Origin of the sequence: Alcanivorax sp. HI0007 (genome assembly GCF_001635525.1) — a bacterium.
Lineage (GTDB): Bacteria > Pseudomonadota > Gammaproteobacteria > Pseudomonadales > Alcanivoracaceae > Alcanivorax.
This window is the reverse complement of record NZ_LWEJ01000097.1, coordinates 1-21,443: the sequence shown is the minus strand read 5'-3', so window position 1 is coordinate 21,443 and position 21,443 is coordinate 1. Positions and strand designations below refer to the sequence as shown.

18 protein-coding genes are annotated in these 21,443 nt (G+C 59.2%); 16 read left to right on the top strand and 2 right to left on the bottom strand.

From position 1 onward, the window contains the following. Window positions 1–3 precede the first annotated feature (3 nt). The gene (locus A3714_RS05935; RefSeq protein WP_062817761.1) at window positions 4–2,676 is read right to left on the bottom strand and encodes a [protein-PII] uridylyltransferase; all 2,673 of its coding nucleotides are present in this window, start codon (window positions 2,674–2,676) and stop codon (window positions 4–6) included. Window positions 2,677–2,750: 74 nt separating this feature from the next. After that, a complete protein-coding gene (map, locus tag A3714_RS05930; protein ID WP_062817762.1) occupies window positions 2,751–3,545 on the bottom strand; it encodes a type I methionyl aminopeptidase in 795 nt (264 codons plus the stop codon). 296 nt (window positions 3,546–3,841) lie between these two features. On the opposite strand from map, the gene rpsB reads away from it, so the two are divergent. From rpsB to dnaE, 16 genes are all read left to right on the top strand, one after another. Beyond that, entirely contained in the window at window positions 3,842–4,600 is a 759-nt protein-coding gene (rpsB, locus tag A3714_RS05925; protein WP_062817763.1) for a 30S ribosomal protein S2, read from the top strand. A 64-nt stretch (window positions 4,601–4,664) separates the two neighbouring features. Continuing rightward, complete coding sequence (gene tsf / locus A3714_RS05920; RefSeq protein ID WP_062817764.1) at window positions 4,665–5,543, top strand: translation elongation factor Ts; 879 nt, start codon at window positions 4,665–4,667, stop codon at window positions 5,541–5,543. 256 nt (window positions 5,544–5,799) lie between these two features. After that, a complete protein-coding gene (pyrH, locus tag A3714_RS05915) occupies window positions 5,800–6,534 on the top strand; it encodes a UMP kinase (protein ID WP_062817765.1) in 735 nt (244 codons plus the stop codon). 118 nt (window positions 6,535–6,652) lie between these two features. Further along, window positions 6,653–7,210, top strand: a complete 558-nt coding sequence (gene frr, locus A3714_RS05910) for a ribosome recycling factor (protein ID WP_062817766.1) — start codon at window positions 6,653–6,655, stop codon at window positions 7,208–7,210. Window positions 7,211–7,277: 67 nt separating this feature from the next. Continuing rightward, window positions 7,278–8,057 (top strand): polyprenyl diphosphate synthase, encoded by a 780-nt coding sequence (gene uppS / locus A3714_RS05905; protein ID WP_062817767.1) that lies wholly within the window; start codon window positions 7,278–7,280, stop codon window positions 8,055–8,057. 2 nt (window positions 8,058–8,059) lie between these two features. Continuing rightward, window positions 8,060–8,884 carry a phosphatidate cytidylyltransferase gene (locus tag A3714_RS05900; RefSeq protein ID WP_063509583.1) on the top strand — a complete coding sequence of 275 codons (825 nt, stop codon included), beginning with the start codon at window positions 8,060–8,062 and terminating at the stop codon, window positions 8,882–8,884. After that, complete coding sequence (gene ispC / locus A3714_RS05895; RefSeq protein ID WP_197463373.1) at window positions 8,881–10,065, top strand: 1-deoxy-D-xylulose-5-phosphate reductoisomerase; 1,185 nt, start codon at window positions 8,881–8,883, stop codon at window positions 10,063–10,065. Before A3714_RS05900 ends, ispC begins: the two co-directional genes overlap by 4 nt. Then, window positions 10,059–11,366 (top strand): RIP metalloprotease RseP, encoded by a 1,308-nt coding sequence (gene rseP / locus A3714_RS05890; protein ID WP_063509581.1) that lies wholly within the window; start codon window positions 10,059–10,061, stop codon window positions 11,364–11,366. Before ispC ends, rseP begins: the two co-directional genes overlap by 7 nt. Then, window positions 11,363–13,726, top strand: coding sequence for an outer membrane protein assembly factor BamA (gene bamA, locus A3714_RS05885; protein ID WP_062817771.1), 2,364 nt, complete (start codon window positions 11,363–11,365; stop codon window positions 13,724–13,726). The genes rseP and bamA overlap by 4 nt, the downstream gene beginning before the upstream one ends. Window positions 13,727–13,736: 10 nt before the next feature. Continuing rightward, window positions 13,737–14,234, top strand: coding sequence for an OmpH family outer membrane protein (locus tag A3714_RS05880; protein ID WP_062817772.1), 498 nt, complete (start codon window positions 13,737–13,739; stop codon window positions 14,232–14,234). Continuing rightward, entirely contained in the window at window positions 14,234–15,244 is a 1,011-nt protein-coding gene (lpxD, locus tag A3714_RS05875; protein ID WP_063509580.1) for a UDP-3-O-(3-hydroxymyristoyl)glucosamine N-acyltransferase, read from the top strand. Before A3714_RS05880 ends, lpxD begins: the two co-directional genes overlap by 1 nt. A gap of 36 nt (window positions 15,245–15,280) precedes the next feature. After that, window positions 15,281–15,721: a 3-hydroxyacyl-ACP dehydratase FabZ gene (gene fabZ / locus A3714_RS05870; protein WP_062817774.1), complete on the top strand. Its 441-nt coding sequence runs from the start codon at window positions 15,281–15,283 to the stop codon at window positions 15,719–15,721. A gap of 72 nt (window positions 15,722–15,793) precedes the next feature. Beyond that, complete coding sequence (lpxA, locus tag A3714_RS05865; protein WP_063509579.1) at window positions 15,794–16,561, top strand: acyl-ACP--UDP-N-acetylglucosamine O-acyltransferase; 768 nt, start codon at window positions 15,794–15,796, stop codon at window positions 16,559–16,561. Continuing rightward, complete coding sequence (gene lpxB, locus A3714_RS05860; protein WP_063509578.1) at window positions 16,562–17,716, top strand: lipid-A-disaccharide synthase; 1,155 nt, start codon at window positions 16,562–16,564, stop codon at window positions 17,714–17,716. After that, complete coding sequence (gene rnhB / locus A3714_RS05855) at window positions 17,716–18,354, top strand: ribonuclease HII (RefSeq protein WP_082810932.1); 639 nt, start codon at window positions 17,716–17,718, stop codon at window positions 18,352–18,354. Before lpxB ends, rnhB begins: the two co-directional genes overlap by 1 nt. A 59-nt stretch (window positions 18,355–18,413) precedes the next feature. Then, window positions 18,414–21,443 (top strand): DNA polymerase III subunit alpha (gene dnaE / locus A3714_RS05850; RefSeq protein WP_063527156.1); only part of this gene is annotated, 3,030 nt, incomplete at its 3' end.

Here is a 21,443-nt window from a genome sequence, read left to right as displayed (position 1 = left end):
GGGTCAGGAGTTTCCGTTGTTCTTGTCGTCGAGCTCTTTGATGAGGGTTTCCTGCAGTTGCTGACACAGGGCCGGGTCGGAAACCGGCTCACCATCAAGATCGGTAATGAAAAAGACGTCTTCTGCACGCTCGCCCAGGGTGGCAATGCGGGCATTTTGCACCAGCAGTTCGAAGCGCATGAAGATGCGGCCGATATGCGCCAGCAGGCCGGGGCGATCCAGGGTCTGGATGTCTACGGCGGTGCGATCGTTGACGATGTCGTTGCTGATCACCACCTGGGTGGGCACATCGAAATGTTTGTGTCGACGCGGCATGCGCCGGCTCACCGTGGAGGAGAAACGTTCCGGGTGTTTCAGGGTTTCGGTGAGCGTTTTACGAATCTGTTCGATGCGAGGCCAGTCTTCGCCAATGGGGGTGCCATGCTCGTCCAGAACGATGTAGGTATCCAGACTGAAGCCGTCGGCACTGGTGATGATCCGTGCGTCCATGATGGTCAGGCCCAGGGTGTCCAGGGCGTTCACCGTGGCGCTGAACAGGTTGCGGGTGTCCGGGGTGTAGATAAAGATCTGCGACCCTCCCGCCAGCACGCTCTGACTGGACTCCCGAATCAGCACCAATGGGTCGTCCGGATCTTCCCGGTCCAGCAGGGCTTCGGTATGCCAGGCGATGTCCCGGGGTGTCTCGCGCAGGAAGTATTCGTCACCAATGTTCGCCCACAGGGATTCGATGGCTCTGGGATCGTGATCCCGCTCGGTGAGCATCTTCATGGCGGCATCGCGGGTTTCGTCGATCCAGTCCTGTTTCTCCACCGGATTGTTGAGACCCCGGCGCAGGGCGCGCTTGGTTTCCGTGTAGAGCTGACGCAGCAGGGAGGCCCGCCAGGAATTCCACAGGGTGGGGTTGGTGGCGTTGATATCCGCCACGGTCAGCACATAGAGATAATCCAGGTGGACCAGGTCGCCCACCTTGCGGGCAAATTCGTAGACCACATCCGGGTCGGAGATGTCCTTGCGCTGGGCGGTCACGCTCATGGTCAGGTGGTTTCTTACCAGCCAGGCCACCAGCTTGCCGTCCCAGGCGGTCAGTCCGTGGCGCTGGCAGAAGGCAATGGCGTCTTCCGCGCCCAGTTCGGAATGGTCGCCGCCACGGCCCTTGGCGATATCGTGGTAAAGCCCGGCGGTGTAGAGCAGTTCCGGCTTGGGCAGGCGGTAGAACACCTCGCTGGCCAGGGGGAATTCCTCGCGCAGGTCCTCATAGCGCAACCGGCGCATATTCTTGATCACCAGCAGGGTATGGGCATCCACGGTGTAAATGTGGAACAGGTCGTACTGCATCATGCCGATGATGCCGCCGAACTCCGGCAGGTATTTGCCGAGGATGCCGTAGCGTTTCATGCGCCGCAGCTGCGAGAACAGGGCATGGGGGCTGCGCAGCAACTGCATGAACAGGCCGGTGTTTTCCGGGTTGCTGCGGAAGGCATCATTGATCTGCCGGCGATGATAAATCAGTGCCCGCACCGTGGCGGCCCGAATCCCTTTCAATTCCGGGTTCTGGGCCATCAGCACAAAGGCTTCCAGCAGGGCGCTGGGGTGTTTCTCGAAGACGTCCGGGCTGGTCACTTCCAGGTAATCGTTGCGCACCTGGAAGCGCCGGTTCAGTGGTCGCACCTGGTCCGGCTTTTCGTTGTGCAGGATTACCTCATCGAACAGCTGCAGCAGCATTTCGTTGAGTACTGACAGGGCCAGTGCCACCCGGTAGAAGCCTTTCATGAAATGTTCCACCGCCAGGTTGGCGTTGGAATCCTCATGGCCCAGACGGGTGGCGAGCTGGCGCTGGTGATCGAACAGCAGCCGGTTTTCGTTGCGCTCGGTGTGGACATGCAACTGCCAGCGTACTTCCCAGAGATAATCCAGGCACTTGCGCAGCACGCCATACTCTTCGGCAGTGAGAAAGCCCACATCCACCAGGGCTTCCAGGCTGTCGGCATTGAAGTGTCGTTTGGCCACCCAGGCGATCATCTGCACATCACGCAGGCCGCCCGGCGCATTCTTCAGATCCGGTTCCAGGTTGTATTCGGTGTCATTGAAGCGCTTGTGGCGGGCCACCTGTTCCTGCCATTTGGCCGCAAAGAACGCCGCGGAGTCCCACATATGTTCCGGACCGGTGCGTTCTTCCAGCTGTTCGCGAAGGCTGTCGTTACCGCCCAGGGTGCGCGCTTCCATGATGTTGGTGGCAACGGTGATGTCTTCCCGGGCCAGCTCCACGCACTCATCCAGGGTGCGCACTGCATGGCCGATTTCCAGGCCCATGTCCCAGAGAAACGCGACAAAGCGTTCCAGGCTGTCCCGGAGGCTCTGATCCGGAGCTTCGGCCATCAACACCAGGACATCCACATCGGAGCAGGGGTGCAGCTCGGCCCGGCCATAGCCGCCCACCGCGACCAGAGACAGGTCATCACGGTCGGCCAGCCCGAACAGGGACCAGGCGGCGACCATCACCTGGTCCACCAGTTCTGCCCGGGCGCGGACCAGCTCGGTAATGTCTGTGTCTTCAAAGGCCTGATTCAGGCGCTCCTGGCCCTGTTCCAGGTACTGGCGGGCATACTGGCCCGGCTGGGCGCTTTCCTGGAGGGCCTCAAACAGATGTTCCTGGGGCAGGGCGGGGGAGAGAGTCATACAGATCCTGTAATGGCGTTGCGGGCATGCCAGCTCCACGATAAGGCTGGCATGTCTCCGGTGGCTGAACCGTGTCAGTAGAGATCGGTTTCCTCGCTACGGGCCGTCAGTACCTCGTAACCGTCGGCGGTGACGGCAATGGTGTGCTCCCACTGGGCAGACAGCTTGCGGTCCTTGGTGACCACGGTCCAGTTGTCCGGCAGCAGCTTGTTGGCCGCCTTGCCGGCATTGATCATGGGTTCGATGGTGAACACCATGCCTTCCTGCAATTCAAGACCCGTGCCAGGCTTGCCGTAATGGACCACCTGGGGCTCTTCATGGAAGCCTTCACCGATACCGTGGCCACAGTACTCGCGCACCACTGAGAAGCGCTCGCCTTCAGCCATTTTCTGGATGCGATGGCCGATATCCCCCAGGCGTGCCCCGGGTTTGACCATTTTGATGCCGGCCAGCATGCACTCGCGGGTGGTTTCCACCAGGCGGCGGGCCAGTACGGAGGGCTCACCCACATAGAACATCTTGGAGGTATCGCCGTGCCAGCCATCCTTGATGACCGTCACGTCGATGTTGATGATGTCGCCGTTCTTGAGGGCCTTGCGGTCATTGGGAATGCCGTGACAGACCACGTGGTTCACGGAGGTGCAGACGGATTTCGGGAACGGAATCCGGCCCGGCGCGCCGCCATAGCCCAGACAGGCGGGGATAGCATGCTGCTTGTTGACGATATGGTCGTGACAGATGCGGTCCAGTTCCTCGGTGGTGACCCCCGCCTTGACGTGCTCGCCGATCATTTCCAGGACTTCGGCGGCCAGTTTGCCCGCTTCGCGCATTTTGGCGATCTGTTCGGGGGTTTTGATGACTACATTCATGATACTTGAGGAAACTCCAGCTATTTCAGTGGGTTGAGCGGGTGTGTGCTAGCGCTCTCTGCGCCGGTAATGCGCCTTTGGCGTTGCCCGGGAAGGGTGTCTGTGGTATAAAGCGCGCGCTTTCCCGCTCACTGACGGCCCTGTGGCGACAAGTGCCGCATTGTAACCGCCGTTGGGTGGGGAAGGAAATCACACATGCCCCGTCACATAGCCCCGGGTGCCGGCTTTCCTGTTTAAGGTTGCTGGTTGGGTTTATGCGGGGGCGTGGAGGCCTAACCCAAAGTGGAGTATTAACAATGTCCAGCGTAACTATGCGCGATATGCTGAAGGCCGGTGTGCACTTCGGCCACCAGACCCGTTACTGGAACCCGAAGATGAATGCATACATCTTTGGCGCCCGTAACAAGATTCACATCATCAACCTGGAAAAGACCCTGCCTCTGTTCAACGACGCCATGGCGTTCCTGAACAAGCTGGCTGCCAGCAACAACAAGATCCTGTTTGTTGGTACCAAGCGTGCAGCGCAGAAAGCGGTGAGCGAAGAAGCTCAGCGCTGCGGTATGCCCTATGTGGATCACCGTTGGTTGGGCGGCATGCTCACCAACTGGAAAACCATCCGTCAGTCCATCAAGCGGTATCGCGAACTGGAAGCCCAGTTCCAGGATGGCACCTTCGACAAGCTGACCAAGAAAGAAGCCCTGATGCGCAAGCGTGAGATGGACAAGCTTGAGCGTTCCATCGGTGGTATCAAGGACATGGGCGGTCTGCCCGATGCCCTGTTCGTGATCGACGTGGATCACGAAGACATCGCCCTGCAGGAAGCCCGCAAGCTGGGTATTCCGGTTGTCGCGGTGGTGGACACCAACTCCAACCCGGATGGCGTGGATTACGTGATCCCGGGTAACGACGACGCGATCCGTGCGATTCAGCTGTACGTGAAAGCGGCGGCCGACACCATTCTGGAAGGCAAGCAGTACGCCCAGAACCAGACCGGTGGCGAAAGCGAATTCGTCGAGGTAGCCGACGAGGCCGAAGGCGAGAAAGCCGAAGGTTGATCCGTCGAGGCAGGCCTGCGGGCCTGCCTGTATTACCGAAACTTACCAAATTGAGAGGATAATCATGGCTGCTGTAACTGCTGCAATGGTTAAGGAACTTCGCGAGCGTACCGGTCTTGGCATGATGGAATGCAAGAAGGCGCTGGTGGAAGTGGGTGGCGATATCGAAAAAGCCATCGACGAAATGCGTAAGTCTGGACAGGCCAAAGCGGCCAAGAAAGCCGGCCGTACCGCTGCGGAAGGTGCCGCTGTGATTGCCACCAATGACGACAACACCGTTGCTGTCATGGTAGAGATCAATTCAGAAACCGACTTCGTGGCTCGTGACGACAACTTCCTGGGCTTTGCCAACAAGGTGGCTGAAGCCGCTCTTGCCGCTGGTGAAACCGACGCTGCCAAAATCGGCGAATTGAAGCTGGAAGATGGTTCCACCGTTGAAGAAACCCGCCAGGCGCTGGTTCAGAAGATCGGTGAGAACATCCAGATCCGTCGTGCTGCCAAGCTGGAAGCCGAGGGTGCCATCGGTGCCTATGTCCACGGTGGCAAAATTGGTGTTCTGGTTGCCCTGAAGGGTGGCGATGAGGCTCTGGGTCGGGATGTGGCCATGCACGTTGCCGCGGTAAACCCGATGGTGGTCAGTGGCGACCAGGTTCCCACTGAGGTTCTCGAGAAAGAGAAAGAAATCATCCGTGCCCAGCCGGACATGGAAGGCAAGCCCGCTGAAATCGTTGAGAAGATGCTGGGTGGCCGGATCAACAAGTTCCTGAAGGAAGTAAGCCTGCTGGATCAGCCCTTCGTGAAGGATCCCAATACCTCTGTTGGCAACCTGGTGAAGGGTGCTGGCGCCGAAATCGTCGCTTTCGAGCGTCTGGTGGTCGGTGAAGGTATTGAAAAAGAAGAAGTCGATTTCGCTGCTGAGGTAGAAGCCGCAGCCAAAGGCTGAGGGCTGAGCACCGATCGATGAGAAAAGACGCCTTGCTGGCGAGATCAGCAGGGCGTTTTTTTCGCCTGTTGACTGGCTGTTACAGGCGATTCAAGGAAAACCGCTTGCAACCATCGTGCGGGGAGGTACTGTGCTAGCAGGCCATACACCGACGCGGATTGAGTGCAGCGTAAAAGCCGGCTGATGCCGGTAACACAGCAAGATGATGGCGGGTATTCATGGGTGGCGCTTTCTTATGAGTGGTGGAGAACAAGACATGCCGACGAACAAGGAGCGCTCGCCGCGCTATAACCGTATTCTGCTCAAGTTGAGCGGGGAAGCGCTGGCGGGTGACGAAGGCTTCGGGATTGATCCCAAGGTGCTGGATGCGATTTCCCTGGAAATCGGCCAGCTCGTCGGTATCGGGGTCCAGGTGGGCCTGGTGGTAGGTGGTGGTAACCTGTTCCGCGGTGCAGCCTTGCAAAGTGCCGGCCTGGATCGGGTGGCAGGCGACCATATGGGAATGCTGGCTACGGTGATGAACGGGTTGGCCCTGCGGGATGCCCTGGAGCGATCCAATATCCGCACCCGTCTGATGTCGGCCATCCCCATGAGTGGCGTGGTGGAGCATTATGACCACCGGAATGCCAATCGCCATCTCAAGAATGGCGAGGTGGTGATTTTCTGTGCCGGTACAGGCAACCCCTTCTTTACGACGGATTCTGCGGCCTGTTTGCGCGGCATCGAGATCAGCGCCGATGTGGTGCTGAAAGCCACCAAGGTGGATGGCGTCTATAATGATGACCCGCAGAAGAATCCGGCGGCCGTGAAATACGACACCTTGACCTATGACGAGGTGCTGGATAAAAAGCTCGGGGTCATGGATCTGACGGCGATTTGTCTTTGCCGGGATCACTCCATGCCGCTGCGGGTGTTTGATATGAACAAGAAGGGCGCGCTGCTGAACCTGATGCTGGGTGGCAGCGAGGGAACCCTGGTGGAGGCCGGATAATTCCGGGCGGCCCGTTCAGAACGTTTTGTGTTGCCCGCTTGTGGGCGTTGTCTACAAAGGTCTGGTGGCCATTTCGGGGCTTTCCAGACCCAGCTGAAAAGAAAGGCGAGGAATAACGGTGATTGACGATATTCGTAAAGATGCGGAAGCCCGCATGAAGAAAAGTCTGGCTGCGCTGGATACTGCTCTCAAGCGTGTCCGTACCGGCCGTGCCCACCCCAGTCTGCTGGACAATATTACCGTGGACTACTACGGCGCTGAGACGCCGCTGCAGCAGTTGGGCAATATCTCCGTGGAAGAGGGGCGTACCCTGACCATCTCTCCCTTCGACAAGAGCATGATTCCGCAGATTGAGCGGGCCATCATGACCTCTGACCTGGGTCTGAATCCCTCCACGTCCGGCAGCCTGATCCGTCTGCCCCTGCCGCCGCTCACCGAAGAAACCCGTCGGGATCTGGTTAAAGTGGTCCGTGCCGAAGCCGAGCAGGCGCGGGTTTCCCTGCGCAGTGTTCGCCGTGATGCCAACAGCGACCTGAAGGAATTGCTCAAGGAAAAGGAAATCTCCGAGGACGAAGAGCGTCGCGGCGAAGAGCTTATCCAGCAGCTGACCGACAAGATGGTGGTGGAAGTGGACCGCGTGCTGAAAGAGAAAGAAGAGGAGTTGATGACCGTATAACACGGCCGGTCATCATTCACGGACGCGGGCTGCATGTCAGCCCGCTTTTGTTATTGGCGGATGCAGTATGGCCAGCGAAAACCCTCATTCCAGCGCCCCGGATATCGACTCCCATCAGGGCGAACTTCCCCGGCATGTGGCCATTATCATGGACGGCAACAACCGCTGGGCCCGCAAGCAGGGCTTGCCGGGGGAAGAAGGACACCGTGCCGGCGAAGCCACGGTACAGACCATTATCCGTACTGCCGCAGAGCGCGGCATCGAAGCGCTGACCCTGTTTGCCTTCAGCTCGGAGAACTGGCGGCGTCCCCAGGCGGAAGTGGAGCATCTCATGGCGCTCTTTCTCAAGGCTCTGGGAGGCCGCGTGGAAGAGTTGCATGGCCATGGTGTCCGTATCCGTTTTATCGGGGATCGCAGTGCCTTTGCCGAAGACCTGCAAGCCGGTATGGCCGACGCGGAAGCGTTGACTGCCGACAACCCGCGCATGACGGTGGTGATCGCGGTGAATTACGGTGGCCAGTGGGACATAGCCCAGGCTGCCCGTGAGCTGGCGACCCAGGTGGAGCAGGGCGCTATGCGCGCCGATCAGATAACGTCTGAAGCCCTTGGCCAGCATGTGGCCATGGCGGATCTGCCCCTGCCTGACCTGCTGATTCGAACGGGTGGCGATCAGCGAATAAGCAACTTTCTGCTGTGGCAACTGGCTTACAGCGAACTGTTTTTTTCCCCGCTTTTATGGCCTGATTTTGATGCGGACGCCTTTGCTGCCGCCTTACAGGACTATGCCGGCCGCCAGCGGCGTTTTGGACGCTCTGGTGAGGAAGTGGCCGGATTGAAAGGAGAATAAGAATGCTCAAACTGCGCGTGATTACCGCGCTGGTGCTTTTGCCCATCGTGCTGGGGGCCGTGTTTGGCCTCGACCGCTTGCCTTTTGCCCTGGTGGCCGGGGTTTTCTTCCTGATGGCCGGCTGGGAATGGGCGGCGATGATGGGGAAGGTGTCCGCCGCAGTGCGAAGCGGTTGGGTCATTGGTCTGGGCGTGGTGATGGCATTGGCGGAGATCTACCGCCCGGCATGGCTGCTTAACGCCATTCCTGTCTGGTGGTTGCTGGCGCTGGTGCTGGTGATCGGTTACCCCGGTAATGCGCGTGTCTGGTACCGGCCTGTCCTGATGGCTCTTGTGGGTCTGCTCTTGCTGGTACCTTCCTGGGCGGCGATTGTGCAACTTCAGGACGAGGGCGCCCTGGGCCTGGCAGGTCCCTGGGCACTGATGTTCATCTTGCTCTGGGTATGGGCCGCGGACACCGGGGCCTATTTTGCCGGTCGTGCCTTCGGAAAACACAAGTTGGCGCCGCTGGTGAGCCCGGGCAAAACCATTGAGGGGCTGGCCGGCGGTGTGGCCCTGGCCCTGGCTGTGGTGGCCGGTGTCTATGCCGCCGGACTTCTGGAGGCCAACCTGCTGCCGTTGATGATCGTTGCCCTGATGACGGTGCTGGCATCGGCATTGGGAGACCTGTTTGAAAGCATGGTCAAGCGTGAGCGCGGCTTCAAGGACAGCGGCACCATTTTGCCGGGCCATGGCGGCATGCTGGATCGCATTGACAGTGTGACGGCGGCGATGCCCATTGCCCTGGGCGGGTTCAACTGGTTTTCCCTGCCCGGAGGCAGTCTGTGACACCCTCTGGCAGACAACGCCTGACCGTTCTTGGTGCCACCGGCAGCATTGGCCAGCAGACGCTGGACGTGGTGGCCCGGCATCCGGAGCGCTATGAGGTATTCGCCCTTACGGCCAGCTCCCGCTGGCAGCTGATGGCGGAGCTTTGCCTGGCGGTCCGGCCGCGCTTTGCGGCCATGTCGGATCCGGCGGCGGCAGCGTCACTGAGGAACCATCTGGCCGAGGCCGGGTCTCAAGTGGAAGTGTTATCCGGCCCCCAGTCCCTGGCGGATCTTGCCGCGCATCCGGATGCGGATACCGTGGTGGCAGCCATTGTTGGTGCGGCGGGGGTCAGGCCCACGCTGGCGGCGGTGGAAAGTGGCAAGCGAGTATTGTTGGCCAACAAGGAAGCCCTGGTCGTCACCGGTTCATTGTTTATGGACGCGGTGAAGCGTCACGGGGCTACGTTGTTGCCACTGGATTCCGAGCACAATGCGATTTTCCAGTGCCTTCCGGCAGAAGGGGTTAACGCGGGGGTTGAGAGACTGCTGCTGACGGCTTCCGGTGGCCCGTTCCGGGAATTCAGTGCCGCCGAGCTTGCCGCAGTGACACCGGCCCAGGCGGTAAAACACCCTAACTGGGATATGGGACCGAAAATCTCGGTGGATTCTGCCACCTTGATGAACAAGGGGCTGGAATTTATCGAAGCCTGCTGGTTATTCGATGTGTCCCCGGAGATGGTCGATGTGGTGGTGCACCCCCAGAGCGTGGTCCATTCCATGGTGGCCTACCGGGACGGTTCGGTACTGGCACAAATGGGCACGCCGGATATGCGTACCCCCATCGCCTGTGGTTTGTCCTGGCCGGAGCGAGTGGAGTCCGGTGCCCAGCGACTGGATTTTTCCACCCTGGTGGGGCTGAACTTCGAGGCGCCGGATTTGCAGCGTTTTCCCTGCCTGGGGCTGGCCCGGGATGCCATGCGCGCAGGCGGAACCGCCACGGCGGTATTGAATGCGGCCAACGAGGAAGCTGTTGCCGCCTTTCTGGCTGGCAGGCTGGATTTTATGGGGATTCCCGCTGTGGTGGCGCGCACGCTGGAAAGCCAGTCTGCTCCCGCCTGTCAGGATGTGGAATCGGTAATGGACATTGATCGACAGGCACGCAGTGCCGCCTGTCAGTGGATCAAGGAGCGCGGATGCTGACGATTCTGGCCTTTGTCGTCACCATTGTCATTATTGTGGCTTTCCATGAATGGGGCCACTTTCTGGCTATGCGAGCCTTCGGCGTCCGGGTGCTGACTTTTTCCGTGGGCTTTGGCCCCAAGCTGTTTCGGTTCAAGGACAGGAAAGGGACCGAATGGGTGATCAGCGGCATTCCTCTGGGGGGCTATGTTAAGCCCCTGGATGCCCGCGAAGACGAAACCGCAGCTGGGGACCCGGGTGAATTTTCCAGCAAACCTGCGTGGCAGAGAGTCGTTACCTACGCTGCCGGCCCGGTATTCAATTTTATCCTCGCCATGCTGATCTACTGGTTGTTAATGGTCAGTTTCGGGCAAAGTCGTATGCAGGCGGTCGTAGGCCCGGTAACGCCCGGAACGGTGGCTGAGCAGGCTGGGTTTGCGCCGGGAGACCGGATTGTAGAGGCGGGCGGAACGGCGGTAGAAGGCTGGCGTCCCTTTTATAACGAACTGATTCTGCACCTGGGTGAGAAAGAAAAGCTGCCGGTAACGGTGAAGACCGCATCCGGTGATACCGCCGTACGCGAGCTGGATACCTCCCCCTGGTCGGCTGACCTGGAACAGCTCCCCCTGGATGCGCTGGGCATCAGCCAGGCGGTATTGATCGGTGAAGTGGTGGCGGGCAGTGCGGCTGATCAGGCGGGTTTGCGCGCACAGGATCAGGTGGTTGCCCTCAATGGTGAGCCGGTGGCTGGCTGGCAGAGCTGGCAGGAAACCATCATGGCCTCCGCGGGCGAGACACTGGAAATCACCGTGTTGAGAGACGGTGCCCTGCGGCGTTTTGCCGTGACTCCGGAAACAGTCACGGAAGGGGAACAGGCCTTTGGCCGTATCGGTGTGGCCATGGGCGGCATCTATCAACAGCAATTCGGCCCGGCTGGTGCCATCCTGGCGGCTTCCGAACGCTTTGCGGAGCAGTGCGAGGTCGTTTGGGCCAGCCTGGTGAAACTGGTCACCGGCAAACTGTCCCTGGATAATCTGGGTGGTCCCATTACCATTGCCCAGGTGGCCGGGGAGAGCGCCTCCTACGGGATTGCCAGTTTTCTGGCATTGCTGGCTTATCTGAGTATCACTCTCGGCATTATCAATCTGTTACCGGTACCCATGCTGGATGGCGGCTGGATTTTCTTTGGAATCATTGAAATGATCCGCGGTCGCAGTTTACCGGAGCGGTTTCTTATGGCCGCACAAGGAGTAGGGCTGATGTTTGTTGTCAGCTTTATGCTACTGGCCATTTACAACGACTTGGTGAAGCAGTTTTCATGAGATTTGGGGACAAACTAAACCGCCTGCTGAAAGGCCTTCTGGCGGTAGCCTGCCTGTGTCTGATTCCCTGGGCTAACGCGGAATCCCTGTTGCCGTTCAAGGTGCACGATGTGCGCGTGGAGGGGCTGCAACGCCTGCCGGTGGAACGGGTCTATGCGGAATTGCCCATTCAGGCGGGGGATACCGTGGACCGCGACCAGATTGTGGATGCGGTACAACGCCTGTTTGCCACCGGCAATTTCGAGGATGTTCAGTTGGGGCGGGATGGCGATGATCTGGTCGTGGTCGTGGCGGAAAGGCCCAGCATTGCCCGTATTGATCTGTCCGGTAACAAATCCATCGATGAGGAAAACCTTCGCAAGGGGCTGACCGAGGCGGGACTGGTCGAAGGTGAGGTGTTCCAGCGCTCTACCTTGCAGGCCATTGCCGGTGAGCTGGAACGCCAGTATGTGAGCCAGGGGCGTTACGGGGCCGACATCAAGACCGAATCCGTGCCCTTGCCGCGTAACCGTGTGGCCCTCAAGATCGAGATTTATGAAGGGAAGGCCGCCCGCATCCGCGATATCAATATCGTTGGTAACGACCTGTTCGATGATGAGGAACTGCTCAAGGATTTCGAACTGAACTCCACGGGCTTCTGGTCGTTCATCAAGGGGGATGACAAATATTCCCGGCAGAAACTGAGCGGCGACCTGGAGCGGTTGCGTTCCTATTACCTTGATCGCGGTTATATCAACTTTTCCATCGAGTCCACGCAGGTGTCGGTGACACCGGATCGCCGCAGTGTCTTTATCACCGTCAATGTGGCGGAGGGTGAACAGTACACGGTGAATGAAGTGAAACTGGCCGGGGATCTGGTGGTGGCCGAGGAGCAACTCGAGCCGCTACTGATCGTCAAAAAAGGGCAGGTGTTCAGTCAGCAGCTGGTCACCTATACCAATGACCTGCTCAAACGTCGTCTTGGTAACGAGGGTTATACCTTTGCCGAGGTCAACGGCCGCGATCACAACGCCAATGATGAAGACAATACCGTCGACGTGACCTTTTATGTGGAGCCGGGTCGCAAGGTTTACGTGCGCCGCATCAATTTCAGTGGCAATGCAAAAACCGATGATGAAGTGCTTCGCCGGGAGTTGCGTCAGTTTGAACAAGCGCCGGCCAACACCTCCCTGGTGGATCTGTCCCGCCAGCGTCTGCAGCGTCTGGGGTACTTCAGTGTGGTGGAAGCCGACACGCCCCGGGTACCGAATTCCGAAGACCTGGTGGATGTGGAGTACAAGGTGGAAGAGCAGCCCTCCGGTTCCATCGGGGCCAATGTGGGCTTTTCGGATGCATCCGGCTTTATCTTTGGTGCCAACGTGACCCAGAACAACTGGCGTGGCTCCGGCAACCGGGTGTCATTTGCGCTCAGCCGCTCTGATATCCGTGATTCCTACAGCTTTTCCCACTACAACCCTTACTACACGCTGGACGGGGTGAGTCGCGGCTTCAGTTTGTTCTATTCGGAAATTGATTTCGATGAGACCACGGTGGCGTCCTATGCGGCGGACCGTCTGGGTGGGTCAGTGACATTCGGTTATCCGATTTCCGAATATTCACGGCTGAGTTTCGGGGGTACCTACGAGAGGACCGATATCACCACCGGGGATTTTGTCGCCGTTGATATCTTCAACTTCCTGGAGAAGGAAGGTACCGAGTTCAACGAATACAAGTTCAATGCTTCCTTGCAGACCAGCACGCTAAACCGGGGTGTGTTGCCGGACCGGGGCTGGTCCAGCAGCGTGGGGCTAGAAGTTGCGGTCCCGGGTTCCGACTACGGGTTCTACAAGCTGAACTGGAACGGTCAGAAATACTTCCCGATTACCCAGCGATGGACTTTGCGGACCCGGGCGGATGTGGCCTATGGGGACGGCTATGGCGATGATGCCGTATTGCCCTTCTTCGAGAACTATTACTCCGGCGGTATTGGTTCGGTAAGGGGTTATGAATCCCGCTCTCTGGGGCCTCGCTCAGAAGGTCTGGCGTTCTTCCTCAATGGTACCCGTGATCCGGATCCGGACCCGATCGGTGGCAACCTGCTCACCGAGGCCAGCCTGGAGCTGATTTTCCCGACGCCGTTTGCGCCGGAATCCCGAAGCGTGCGAACCTTCCTGTTTGCCGATGCGGGCAACGTGTTTGAAACCGAACGTAGTGATATTGTGGCCGATTTCGATGTCACTGACTTGCGTACTTCCGTGGGGGTGGGCCTGACCTGGCTGACAGCAATCGGCCCGCTCAGTTTCAACCTCGCCAAGGCATTGAATGACCAGACTGGCGATGACACGGAAGTTTTCCAATTTTCTCTGGGACAGACTTTTTAGGAGTTTAATAATGATGAAAAAATGGATTGTTGCTTTTGTTGTGATGCTGCCCGCGCTTGCCATGGCTGAAAGCCGTGTGGGTGTGATTGATCCCATCGGTGCGCTGCAAGCTGCCGATAATGTGAAAGCACGCATGAGCGCACTGGAAAAAGAGCTGGGCGCCGATGAACAGCGTCTTAACAGCCTGCGCCAGGAAGTGGGCAAGATGCAGGAAAAAATCCAGAAAGAAGGCATGACCATGTCTTCCGAGCAGCAGGAGCAGATGCAGACCGAAGGTCAGCAGAAAATGATCGAAATCCAGAGCCTGCAGCGCAAACTGCAAAAGCGTGCCAACGATGCCCAGCGTGAACTGCTGCAGGAAATGGAACCCAAATTGCAAAGCGCCGTGGCCGAGGTCGCCAAGAAAGAGAATCTGGACCTGGTTGTCAGTGCCCAGGCTGTGATCTACACCAAACCGGACCTGGACATCACCGAAGCGGTGACCAAGCAACTGAACAAGATGAAGTGATGCTGACTCTGCGCGAATTGGCCAGCCAGCTGGATGCGGAGCTGGTCGGGGACCCCGACCAGCAGGTTGATGGCCTGGGAACAATACAATCTGCCACGGGCAGCCAGCTGACGTTTCTGGCCAATCCCCGTTATCGCAGTTTTCTGGAGCAGACCCGGGCTGCCGCAGTGCTGATTCCTGAATCCCAGCGGGAATTCTGCCCGGTGGCTGCGCTGATCGTGAAAGATCCCTACTTGTCATTTGCCCGGGCCAGTGCCTTTTTTGAAACCGCACCCGTGGCAACGCCGGGGATTCATCCCTCTGCCGTGGTCGACGATCAGGCAACGATTGCCGCTTCCGCCTCGATTGGCCCGAATGCAGTGATTGATGCCGGCGTGACGGTGGGCGAGGGGGCCGTGATTATGGCCAATTCCGTGATAGGCGCCGGTTCTCAGATCGGTGACCAGTGCAGAATCTGGCCAAATGTTACAATTTACCATGGTGTCACACTGGGACCGCGCACTATCATACACGCCAATTGTGTAATTGGTGGCGATGGGTTCGGTTTCGCCTTCAATGGCGGTGGCTGGACCAAGCTGCACCAGGTCGGCGGAGTCGTCATCGGTGCCGATGTGGAAATCGGCGCCGGGACAACCGTGGATCGGGGTGCAATTGAAGATACCGTGATCGGCGATGGGGTGATTCTGGATAATCAGATCCAGGTCGCTCACAACGTGGTAATCGGCAATCATACCGCTATCGCCGGCAAAGCCGGCATTGCCGGTTCAGCGAAAATCGGTGCTTACTGCCTGATAGGCGGAGCCGCCGGCATTGCCGGACATATCGAGGTATGTGACAAGGTGCAGATTCTCGCCATGTCACTGGTTTCCAGCTCCATCACCGAACCGGGTACCTACGGTTCTGCGTTGCCTGTGGATACCCAGAGCCGCTATCGTCGGAACGTGGCTCGCTTCCGGAACCTTGATGATCTGGCCCGCCGTGTGCGCAAACTGGAACGTTCAAGCGATTAACGGCCGCGTATTGCGGCACTTGCCTGTGTGGAACACATGATGATGGATATTCAGGCGGTCAGGGAATACCTGCCGCATCGTTACCCTTTTTTGTTGGTTGACCGGGTTCTCGACGTGGAGCCAGGCAAGCGCATTGAAGCGATCAAGAACGTGACCATTAACGAGCCTTTCTTTAATGGCCACTTCCCCCACGAACCCATCATGCCGGGTGTGCTGATCATTGAAGCCATGGCCCAGGCTGCCGGTATTCTGGGGTTCGTTACCGAAAACAAGAAGCCCGGTGATGGCTACATCTATTTGTTGGTGGGCACGGACCGTGCACGCTTCAAGCGCCGGGTGGTGCCGGGTGATACTCTGCACCTCAGTGCCGAGTTCATCATGACCAAACGCAATATCCTCAAGTTTGCCTGCGAGGCCAAGGTCGACGGCAAGATTGTCGCCAGCGCCGAGATGCTGGTAGCTGAACAGAAGGTCTGAGTCGGGCGGCATATTCCCGCACGGGTTTGACGTATACTTCCCGTATTCACAGCAGAATAAAGCGAAACTTTCATGATACATCCGACCGCCCTTATCGATCCGGCCGCGGAGCTTGCAGAGGACGTGCAGGTCGGCCCCTTCACGGTCATCGGCCCCGATGTGAAAATTGGTGCTGGTACCGTCATTGAGTCTCATGTGGTCATCAAGGGACCGACCACCATCGGCAAGAACAATCGCATCTTCCAGTTCGCGTCCGTGGGCGAGGAGTGCCAGGACAAGAAGTACAAGGGTGAGCCGACCCGGCTGGAAATCGGCGATGACAATGTGATCCGTGAATCCGTGACCATCCATCGCGGCACGATCCAGGACAATTCCCTGACCAAAATCGGCAGCCGTAATCTGCTGATGGCCTATGTGCACGTGGCCCATGACTGCATCGTGGGGGACGACTGCATCTTTGCCAATAACGCCTCGATCGCTGGCCATGCCCAGGTTGGTAACGGGGTGATTCTGGGAGGCATGACCGGGGTCCATCAGTTCTGCAAGATTGGCTCCTATGCGATGACGTCCGGCTGCTCCTTTGTGATCAAGGATATTCCGGCCTACGTCATGGTCTCCGGGAACCCGGCCCATGCCCGGAGCATGAATTTCGAGGGAATGAAGCGTCGTGGCTGGTCAAAGGAGACCATCGCCTCCCTGCGCACGGCGTACAAGGTACTGTATCGGCAGGGTCTGACCCAGGAGCAAGCGATCGCGGAAATGGAGGCCATGGACGCTTCCCCCGAACTGCAGATCCTGATCGACTCCCTCAAGGCGTCCGAGCGCGGTATTACCCGCTAGATGAGCTCGCGTAAGGACGCTCCAAGGATTGCCCTGATCGCCGGAGAAGCCTCCGGCGATATTCTTGGTGCCGGCTTGATGCAGTCGCTGCAGGCGCGTTACCCGGATGCCCGTTTTATCGGGGTGGGCGGCGAGGAAATGACCGCTGCGGGCCTGTCCAGTCTGTTCCCCATGGAAAAACTCTCCGTGATGGGTATCACCGAGGTGATATCCCATTTGCCGGAGCTGCTGCGTCTTCGCAAGCAGCTGGTTGGCTTTCTGCTTGAACAGCAGCCGGATGTGGTGATCGGGATCGATTCCCCGGATTTTACCCTGCCCATTGCCCGTCGCCTTCATGACCAGGGTCTGAAAACGGTCCACTATGTGAGCCCCTCGGTATGGGCCTGGCGCCAGGGTCGGATCAAGGGAATCAAGCGCAGCATCGACCTGATGCTGTGTCTGCTGCCTTTCGAAGCTCGCTTTTATGAGCAGCACCAGGTGCCCGTGGCCTTTGTGGGTCACCCGCTGGCCGATCGGGTACCGCTGGAAACCGATACCCCTGCAGCCCGGGCCGAACTGGGGCTGACGGACAAGGGGGATATCCTGGCGGTTCTGCCTGGCAGTCGGGGCGGGGAAGTGGGGCAGCTGATGCCGGCGTTCCTGGATGCCATGGTGGCCCTGCACGCTCAGCGTCCGCAGTTGCACTTCGTGATCCCCGCTGCCAACGCGGCCCGCCGCGAACAGATTCAGACGTTGCTCGCGTCGACAGCGGATTTGCCGGTTACCGTGGTGGACGGACAAAGCCGCACGGTAATGGCGGCGGCAGACGTGATTCTGATGGCGTCCGGCACGGCCACCCTGGAAGGCTTGCTGGTTGGCAAGCCCATGGTGGTGGGTTATCGGGTGGGGAAGGTGACCTATGCCATTGCCCGCCGTCTGGTGAAAAGTGAATTTGTCTCGCTACCGAACCTGCTCTGCCGGGAACAGCTGGTCCCGGAGCTGATTCAGGATGGCCTCACCACCGATGCCATCGTGGAATCGGTCAATCACTGGTTTGATCACCCGGATCAGGCCGCGGCCCTCAAGTCCCGTTTCAGGGCGGTCCATGAACAGTTGCGTGGTGGCGCCAGTGAAAAGGCCGCGGACGCCGTGAGTCAGCTGCTGGAGCGGCGCTGATGGATCCGTTTTCCGAGTACGCCCTGGCTGAGCCCTTTATCCCGTCAGTGTTCCGCTGGCAGCCGGGGATGCGGGTCGCCGGGGTAGATGAAGTCGGCCGTGGCCCGCTGGTGGGTGCGGTGGTCACCGCCGCGGTGGTGCTGGACCCGCAGCGCCCGATCCCCGGTCTTGCAGACTCCAAAAAAATCAGTGAAAAGAAACGGTTGCAGCTGGAAGTTGAGATAAAGTCTCATGCTTTGGCCTGGTCCCTCGGGCGGGCCGAGCCGGAAGAAATCGATGAGCTCAATATTTTTCATGCTACCTTGCTGGCCATGCAGCGCGCGGTAGCCGCCTTGCCTCTTGACGTGCACGGCGTGCTGGTGGACGGTAATCGCGTCCCCGACTTTGCCTGCCCGGCAGAGGCGGTGGTGAAGGGGGATGGCCGGGTGCCGGCCATTTCTGCGGCATCCATTCTGGCCAAGGTGGCCCGGGACCGGGAAATGCAGCAGCTTCATGCCTTGCACCCCCAATATGGCTTTGACCGCCACAAGGGCTACCCGACCAAGGTTCACCTTGCGGCACTGTCGCAGCATGGCGCCCTGGATCAGCATCGCCGCTCTTTCGGCCCCGTAGCAAGAATTCTCGGGACCGATGCCTGACGCAAGCTGCGGGCATACCGGCGCATAACACGAATACAGAAAGACTGAGGAACACCCCATTGAGTGACCCCCGTTTTGTCCACCTGCGCCTGCACACCGATTATTCCCTGGTGGACGGGGTGGTGCGGGTCAAGGAACTGATCAAGACCTGTGCCAGCCAGTCCATCCCGGCGGTGGCAGTGACAGACGACTCCAACCTGTTTGCCATGATCAAGTTCTACTCCGCCGCCATGAAGGCGGGCGTCAAGCCGCTGATGGGGGCGGATCTGTGGGTGGAAAGCACGCATATCGACGAGCCGGCCAAGCTGTCTTTTCTGGTTCAGAATGAGCAGGGCTACCAGAATCTCACCTTGCTGATCAGCCGCGCCTGGCAGACCAACCAGGACCGGGGCAGGGCGCTGGTCAAAGCCGAGTGGCTGGAAGAGCTTCATGACGGCCTGATTGTGCTGTCTGCCGCCAGCCAGGGCGAAGTGGGGCAGCTGTTGCTGGCTGAAAAAACCGATCTTGCCCGTCAGCGGGCGAGCTGGCTGCAGTCCATTTACGGTGATCGTGTCTACCTGGAAGTCCAGCGCACCTCCCGTCCGGGGGACGAGGATTGTCTGCATGCCACCGTCGCCCTGGCGTCGGAACTGGGGATGCCGGTGGTGGCCAGCAACGATGTGCGGTTTATTCGCCGTGAGGATTTCGAGGCCCACGAGGCAAGGGTCTGTATCCACGATGGCAATACCCTGGATGATCCCCGTCGTCCCAAGAAATACTCCGAAGAGCAGTACCTGAAATCCGAAGATGAAATGGTGGCGCTGTTTTCCGATCTGCCGGAGGCGTTGGAGAACACCGTCGAGATCGCCCGCCGCTGCACCCTGGATATTCGCCTGGGCGAGAACTTCCTGCCGGATTTTCCGATTCCGGACGGCATGACCATCGAACAGTATTTCGAGAAGCTGTCCCGGGACGGGCTGGAAGAACGGCTCCAGGTATTACTGGACAAGAATGACCCGGAGTATGCGGAAAAGCGCAAAGAGTATGATGACCGGCTCAAATTCGAGCTGGATATCATCAACCAGATGGGATTTCCCGGCTACTTTCTGATCGTTGCCGACTTCATTCAGTGGGGCAAGGATAACGAAGTGCCGGTGGGGCCGGGGCGGGGCTCCGGTGCCGGTTCCCTGGTGGCCTATGCCCTCAAGATTACCGATCTGGATCCCATTGGCTACGACCTGCTGTTCGAACGTTTCCTGAACCCGGAACGGGTATCCATGCCTGACTTCGATGTGGATTTCTGCATGGAGAAGCGTGACCGGGTGATCAACTACGTGGCCGACAAGTACGGTCGCGATGCGGTCAGCCAGATCATTACTTTCGGCACCATGGCTGCCAAGGCGGTGGTACGCGACGTGGCCCGGGTGCAGGGCAAACCCTATGGTCTGGCGGACCGGCTTTCCAAGATGATCCCGCCTACCCCGGGGATGACCCTGGAAAAGGCCTATGAACAGGAAGAAACCCTGCGCGAGTTCCTGGAGAGTGACGAGAACTCTGACCGGGAGTCCGCCAACGAAATCTGGGAGATGGCCCTCAAGCTGGAAGGCCTGACCCGGAACGTGGGCAAGCATGCCGGGGGGGTGGTGATCGCGCCGGGCAAGCTGACGGATTTCGCGCCGCTGTATTGCGAAGAAGACGGCACCAACCTGGTGACCCAGTACGACAAGGACGATGTGGAATCCGCCGGGCTGGTGAAGTTCGATTTTCTCGGCCTGAAGACCCTCACCATCATCGACTGGGCAGTGAAAGCCGCCAATGTGAAGCGTCACCGGGAAGGCCTGGACGATCTCGATATCGACCATATCCCGCTGGATGATGTGCCCAGCTTCGACCTGCTCAAGAAAGGGGATACCACCGCGGTATTCCAGCTGGAAAGTCAGGGCATGAAGGAGCTGATCAAGAAGCTCAAGCCCGACGTCTTTGAAGACATTATCGCCCTGGTGGCCCTGTATCGTCCGGGGCCACTGGAATCCGGCATGGTGGACAACTTCGTCAACCGTAAACACGGTCGCGAACCGCTGGCCTACCCGGATCCGCAATACCAGCATGAATGGCTGGAGCCGATTCTCAAACCCTCCTACGGGGTCATCCTGTATCAGGAACAGGTGATGCAGATTGCCCAGGAGCTGGCCGGCTACACCCTGGGTGGGGCGGACATGCTGCGCCGGGCCATGGGCAAGAAGAAACCGGAAGAAATGGCCAAACAGCGCGCCATCTTCGAAGAGGGAGCCAAGGGCAAGGGGGTCGACCCGGACCTGGCCATGAAAATCTTCGACCTGGTGGAAAAATTCGCCGGCTACGGTTTCAACAAGTCCCACTCGGCGGCCTATGCGCTGGTGGCGTACCAGACCGCCTGGCTGAAGGCCCATTATCCGGCGGAATTCATGGCCGCCACCATCTCGGCGGATATGCAGAACACCGACAAGGTGGTGACCTTCATCGACGAGTGCAAGACCATGGGCTTGCAGGTGTTGCCGCCGGATGTGAACTCCTGCGGTTACCGCTTCACGGTGAATCCGGAAGGCGACATCGTTTATGGGCTGGGTGCCATCAAGGGCCTGGGCGAGGGCCCGATTGAGGCCATCGTGTCCGCCCGTGCTGACGGTGGCGGCTTCAAGGATCTGTTCGACTTCTGCCGTCGCATCGACCTGAAAAAGATCAACCGCCGCTCCCTGGAAGCCATGGTACGGGCCGGGGTGCTGGACAAGCTGGGCCCGAACGCAAGCTTCCACGACCGGGCCACCTTGCTGGCCACGTTGCCGGATGCCATTGCCGCCGCCGACCAGGATGCCCGCAACGAAGCGGCCGGCATCATGGATATGTTCGGTGCTGTGGATGAGAGTCCGGCTACCGCCGTGGAGTGGAAGCCGGCCCGGGCCTGGAACGATGACACCCGCCTCAATGGCGAGCGGGACACCCTGGGCCTGTTCCTTACCGGTCACCCCATTGATCAATACGAGAGTGAAGTCCGCCAGTTCGTCTCCGCCCGGTTGAACTCGCTGCAACCCACGGCCAAGGGTGAGGCCGCTACGGTGGCGGGGTTGGTGGTG

What these genes read in the sequence shown, in the direction of transcription:
- A3714_RS05935 (WP_062817761.1), bottom strand. Translation starts at nt 2,676, where the DNA reads ATGACTCTCTCCCCCGCCCTGCCCCAGGAACATCTGTTTGAGGCCCTC.
- map (WP_062817762.1), bottom strand. Translation starts at nt 3,545, where the DNA reads ATGAATGTAGTCATCAAAACCCCCGAACAGATCGCCAAAATGCGCGAA.
- rpsB (WP_062817763.1), top strand. Translation starts at nt 3,842, where the DNA reads ATGTCCAGCGTAACTATGCGCGATATGCTGAAGGCCGGTGTGCACTTC.
- tsf (WP_062817764.1), top strand. Translation starts at nt 4,665, where the DNA reads ATGGCTGCTGTAACTGCTGCAATGGTTAAGGAACTTCGCGAGCGTACC.
- pyrH (WP_062817765.1), top strand. Translation starts at nt 5,800, where the DNA reads ATGCCGACGAACAAGGAGCGCTCGCCGCGCTATAACCGTATTCTGCTC.
- uppS (WP_062817767.1), top strand. Translation starts at nt 7,278, where the DNA reads ATGGCCAGCGAAAACCCTCATTCCAGCGCCCCGGATATCGACTCCCAT.
- A3714_RS05900 (WP_063509583.1), top strand. Translation starts at nt 8,060, where the DNA reads ATGCTCAAACTGCGCGTGATTACCGCGCTGGTGCTTTTGCCCATCGTG.
- rseP (WP_063509581.1), top strand. Translation starts at nt 10,059, where the DNA reads ATGCTGACGATTCTGGCCTTTGTCGTCACCATTGTCATTATTGTGGCT.
- bamA (WP_062817771.1), top strand. Translation starts at nt 11,363, where the DNA reads ATGAGATTTGGGGACAAACTAAACCGCCTGCTGAAAGGCCTTCTGGCG.
- A3714_RS05880 (WP_062817772.1), top strand. Translation starts at nt 13,737, where the DNA reads ATGATGAAAAAATGGATTGTTGCTTTTGTTGTGATGCTGCCCGCGCTT.
- lpxD (WP_063509580.1), top strand. Translation starts at nt 14,234, where the DNA reads ATGCTGACTCTGCGCGAATTGGCCAGCCAGCTGGATGCGGAGCTGGTC.
- fabZ (WP_062817774.1), top strand. Translation starts at nt 15,281, where the DNA reads ATGATGATGGATATTCAGGCGGTCAGGGAATACCTGCCGCATCGTTAC.
- lpxA (WP_063509579.1), top strand. Translation starts at nt 15,794, where the DNA reads ATGATACATCCGACCGCCCTTATCGATCCGGCCGCGGAGCTTGCAGAG.
- lpxB (WP_063509578.1), top strand. Translation starts at nt 16,562, where the DNA reads ATGAGCTCGCGTAAGGACGCTCCAAGGATTGCCCTGATCGCCGGAGAA.
- rnhB (WP_082810932.1), top strand. Translation starts at nt 17,716, where the DNA reads ATGGATCCGTTTTCCGAGTACGCCCTGGCTGAGCCCTTTATCCCGTCA.